Consider the following 3,992-nt stretch of genomic DNA (forward strand, 5'->3'; position numbering starts at 1 on the left):
GAACAAGCGCCCATCCCAGCTGGGGATTTGCACGCCCTTGTAGCCCAGCCCGGCAGCCCAGCGGGCGATGTTGGGCAGGGTGTTGAAAGGAGCGGTATCGCCCGCAAACTGGGCCAGGAAAATGGCCGGGCCTTGGATGCTGTTGTGTGCCATATCAGCCTAGATGTTGGTGAGGTGTTGGGTGAGAAATGAATGGCTGTTGCGCAGCGTGCCCGCGAAATCCACCGGGTGGTCGTGCTCGAACACCACCAGGTCGGTGCGGGTTTTCAGCTGCGCCAGCAGCGCCACCCAGGGCACGACGCCCTGGCCTAGCGTGGTCCAGCCGTCTTCTGCCAGCGCCATGCGCGGGGGGGCGATGTCTTTGGCGTGCACCGCCACCAGGCGGTCGGCCAACTTATCCAGCCACACCTGCGGGTCGGCCCCGGCGCGGCTGACCCAGCCCAGGTCGGCCTCCCAGCCCAGTTGCGCGGGCGTGGCGGCCGAGAAGATCCATTCCAGCGCGGTGCGGCCCTCGTAGGGCAAGAACTCGAAATCGTGGTTGTGGTACGCCAGTTGCACGCCGTGCGCGCGCAAGGCATCGCCCAGCGCGGCCAGCCGCTGGCCCAGGGCCACAAAGCCTGCAGCGGTGGGCGAGCGCTCGCCCATGGGCAACCAGGGCATCACCACCAGCGGGCAGCCGGTCAGGCGGCAGGCCTCGATGACGCTGGCCATGTCGGTCTCCAGCAACGCCAGCGCGGCGTGCATGGACGACACCTGCAGCCCGTGCGCGGCCACCTTGTCGGCAAAAGCCTGGGGCGCAAGGCCGTGGGTGGCCACGGTTTCCACCCAGCTAAAGCCGCAGCTGCGTGCCAAAGCCAGTTGCACGTCGAGGTCACCCGCTTCGCGCAGGGAGAAGAGTTGTACCGAGATTTTCATCGTGCGTCCTGGGGTGTCAAAACAGTTTCTGGTCCAGCGGCGCAGGACGCTCGCAGGTGGTGGTGGTGCGCTGCGGCTTGCCGGTGCGGGCGGCATCCAGGGCGCGCTCCATCACCTCCAGCACGTGCAGGGCCAGGGCTTCGCTGCAGCGGTGCGGGCGGTCGGCGGCGATGGCCTGGGCCATGTCGATCAGGCCGATGCCGCGCGCATTGGTGGTGTAGGGGCGCTTGTCGGTGCTGCGGGTCCAGTCGTCCAGCTGGCGGGCAAACTTCACCGTGCCGCCAAACTGGTTCGGGTCGTGGCCCAGGATGCTGCCGTCTTCGCCGTACAGCTCGATGGGCGCGTGGCTGTGCTTCCATACGTCGAAGCTGCAGGTCAGCACCAGCTCAGCCCCGCTGGAAAAACTCAAGCTACTGACGATGTGGGTGGGCGTATCCACGGCAATCTTTTGGCCCTTGCGCTCGCCCAGCGGCACGGTGCGCGTGGTGTGGGCCGTGTGGGCTGTGCCGCGCACGCTGGCGATGGGGCCGAGGTGGTGGACCAGGTGCGTCAGGTAGTACACGCCCATGTCAAACATCGGGCCCGCACCGGGCTGGTAGAAGAAGGCCGGATTCGGGTGCCAATGGTCGGGTCCGTGGCCCATGAACTGCGCTGTACCAAAACAGATGGCGCCCACCGTGCCCGCGTCCACCAGCGCCCGTACGCTTTGCGCACCGGCACCCAAAAAGGTGTCGGGTGCGCAGCCGATGCGCAGCTTTTTGCGCTTCGCCAAGGCCACCAGTTCCTTACCCTGCGCAAACGTGGCGGCCAGCGGCTTTTCGGTAAAAAAGTGCTTGCCTGCGTGCAGCACCTGCAGGCCGGTGGCGTGGTGGGCCTGGGGCGGCGTGAGGTTCAGGATGATGCTGGCATCGCTAGCCAGCAGCTGCTCCACGGCCATGGCGGGCAGGCCGAATTCTTCGGCACGCTTATGCGCCGCAGCGGGCACCGCGTCGGCCACACCGACGATGCGGAACAGGCGGCTGCGCTGCAGGGTGCGCAGGTACGCCGGGAAGATATTGCCAGCACCGATGATGCCGAGAGCGATGGCCATACAACAGGTCTCCTTGGTTTTTCTTAAAGGGCGGGGTGCGGCCCCGTGCCCAGCGATTCGCGCCACACCACATGGGGCGTAAAGTCGCGTTGCACTGGCAGCGCCAGGCCGTAGCAGAGGTTGAGCACGTGGCGGCAACTGTGGGCACCCAGCTCGGCGATGGGGATGTGCACGGTGGTCAGCGGCGGGGCGGTGTAGGTGGCCACATCGGTGTCGTCGTAGCCGATCACCGACACGTCCTGCGGCACCTTCAGCCCGGCCTGGGTGAAGCGTGAAATGGCCGCCATGGCCATCACGTCGTTGGCGCAAAACACCGCCGTAAAGCTGCGGTCCTTGCGTTTGAGCAGGCGGGTGGCCGCCGCGTGGCCGCTGGCAAAGCTGAAGCCGCCGTCCATGCGGTGGGCCGATTTGACGTCAATGCCGTGCTGCGCCAGTGCCGCGTAAAAGCCCTGCATGCGCTGCGCGTTGTCGGGGGCATCCAGCGCGCCCTGGATGGTGGCAATGGCGCGGTGGCCTTGCGACAGCAGCGCCCGCGCCGCCAGCCGCCCGCCCTGTTCGTGGTCGGCAAAAAAGGCCCGCTCGCCCAGCGCCGGGCTTTGGCGGTTCAGCAGCACCACGCGCGGAAACCGCAGCTGGAGCGCCTGCAAATCGGCCTCCAACAGATGGTTGCTGAACACCAGCATGCCGTCGCACTGGCGCTGCACCAAAAACTCCATGCCCTCCAGCGCCTGCTGGCGTGCGTCGCCGTGGCCGCAACCGCTGGCCACCACCATGTGGCGGCCCACCGCGCGCAGCTCGGCATCAATGGCGTTCAGGATGCGCGAGGTGAACGGCGCGCCGAATTCGGGCACGTACACGCCCACCATCCCCAGGGTTTTGAGCGACAGCGCCCGCGCCACGTTGGACGGCCGAAAGTCCAGTGCCTGCACCGCCGCCTGCACCCGGGCCACCGCATCGGCCGACACCGCGCCCTTGCCCGACATGGCCCGCGACGCGGTGCCCACGCCCACGCCCGCCAGCTTTGCAACATCCTTGATGGTCGCCATCCGTTCTGCATTCCATAGTGATGTGGAACCGGTTCCACAATGGATGCGGAATGTACCACCCGCCACCCTGGGCCGTGCACTGCGGTAAACCCTAGTGCGGCCCTGCAGCTGCGCCAGCGTCGCTGGCGTGTTGCTATGGTTTTTAAATCTTATAACCATAGCGCCTTGTGCAGGTGACACTTGCGCTGGTGGCACTTTAGATGTCTAAAAATGGCCAATTTTTCTGAAATTCTGGCTACAACTTGGTTTCAATACTATCTATTCATAAATTTAGTTAAGCGTATGATTTAAAAAGAATCTTTTACCTATTTATCTATTCACCCTTATGGCCACCCGCACGCCCGATCTGCTCTCCCTTTTGCGCCAGCGCGGCGGTGTGGCCACGGCGGCGGAGCTGCAGGCCGCGCTGGGCGTGAGCCAGCCGACGGTGTCGCGGGCGCTGGCACCGTTGCTGCAATCCGGCCAGGTGCACAAGGTGGGCGCGGCGCGTTCACAGCGCTACGTACTGCCGCGCACGGTGCGCGGCGTGGGCAGCAGCATTCCGGTGGTGCGCATCGATGCCGACGGTCAGCCCAGCCCGTTTGCGCGCCTCACCCCCTTGGCCAGCGGCGCGGTGTGGGTGGACGAGGCCGACGGCCTGAGCAAGCGCGTTGACGGCCTGCCCTGGTTTCTGGACGATATGCGCCCGCAGGGCTTCATGGGCCGGACCTTTGCCCATGCCCACCCCGAGCTGCAGCTGCTGCCCGACCCGCGCTTTTGGAGCGACGACGACGTGCTACGCGCCCTGGCCCTGTGCGGCGACGACCTGCCCGGCAACCTGGTGGTGGGCGAGGCCGCGTTCCTGCGTTTCCACACCCTGTCCGAACGTGCGTCCCAAGCCGCATCCCCCGCCGACTACCCCGCTCTGGCCGAGCAAGCCATGCAGGGCACGCTGTCGGGCT

Annotated in this window: 4 protein-coding genes and 1 pseudogene; 1 reads left to right on the forward strand and 4 read right to left on the reverse strand. The window is 66.2% G+C overall.

Translation table 11 applies throughout. The features are described 5' to 3' along the window. The 4 genes and pseudogenes from ABI213_RS21935 to ABI213_RS21950 form a co-directional block, all read right to left on the reverse strand. Nucleotides 1-153, reverse strand: a pseudogene (locus ABI213_RS21935) (sugar phosphate isomerase/epimerase); the annotation flags it as partial. A gap of 6 nt (nucleotides 154-159) precedes the next feature. After that, on the reverse strand, nucleotides 160-915 hold the full coding sequence (locus ABI213_RS21940; RefSeq protein ID WP_348028664.1) for a sugar phosphate isomerase/epimerase: 756 nt from the start codon (nucleotides 913-915) through the stop codon (nucleotides 160-162). A 16-nt stretch (nucleotides 916-931) separates the two neighbouring features. Next, on the reverse strand, nucleotides 932-2,005 hold the full coding sequence (locus ABI213_RS21945; protein ID WP_348007356.1) for a Gfo/Idh/MocA family oxidoreductase: 1,074 nt from the start codon (nucleotides 2,003-2,005) through the stop codon (nucleotides 932-934). 23 nt (nucleotides 2,006-2,028) lie between these two features. Continuing rightward, nucleotides 2,029-3,051: a substrate-binding domain-containing protein gene (locus tag ABI213_RS21950; protein ID WP_348028666.1), complete on the reverse strand. Its 1,023-nt coding sequence runs from the start codon at nucleotides 3,049-3,051 to the stop codon at nucleotides 2,029-2,031. 325 nt (nucleotides 3,052-3,376) lie between these two features. On the opposite strand from ABI213_RS21950, the gene ABI213_RS21955 reads away from it, so the two are divergent. Further along, nucleotides 3,377-3,992, forward strand: a 616-nt coding sequence (locus tag ABI213_RS21955; RefSeq protein WP_348028668.1) for a helix-turn-helix domain-containing protein, incomplete at its 3' end; no start/stop codon positions are given.

This window comes from Rhodoferax sp., from assembly GCF_039922535.1.
In the GTDB taxonomy this organism is placed as follows: domain Bacteria; phylum Pseudomonadota; class Gammaproteobacteria; order Burkholderiales; family Burkholderiaceae_C; genus Rhodoferax_B.

Excerpts from the sequence above, each read along its gene's own strand:
- ABI213_RS21945 (WP_348007356.1), bottom strand. The coding sequence starts at position 2,005 with ATGGCCATCGCTCTCGGCATCATCGGTGCTGGCAATATCTTCCCGGCG.
- ABI213_RS21950 (WP_348028666.1), bottom strand. The coding sequence starts at position 3,051 with ATGGCGACCATCAAGGATGTTGCAAAGCTGGCGGGCGTGGGCGTGGGC.
- ABI213_RS21940 (WP_348028664.1), bottom strand. The coding sequence starts at position 915 with ATGAAAATCTCGGTACAACTCTTCTCCCTGCGCGAAGCGGGTGACCTC.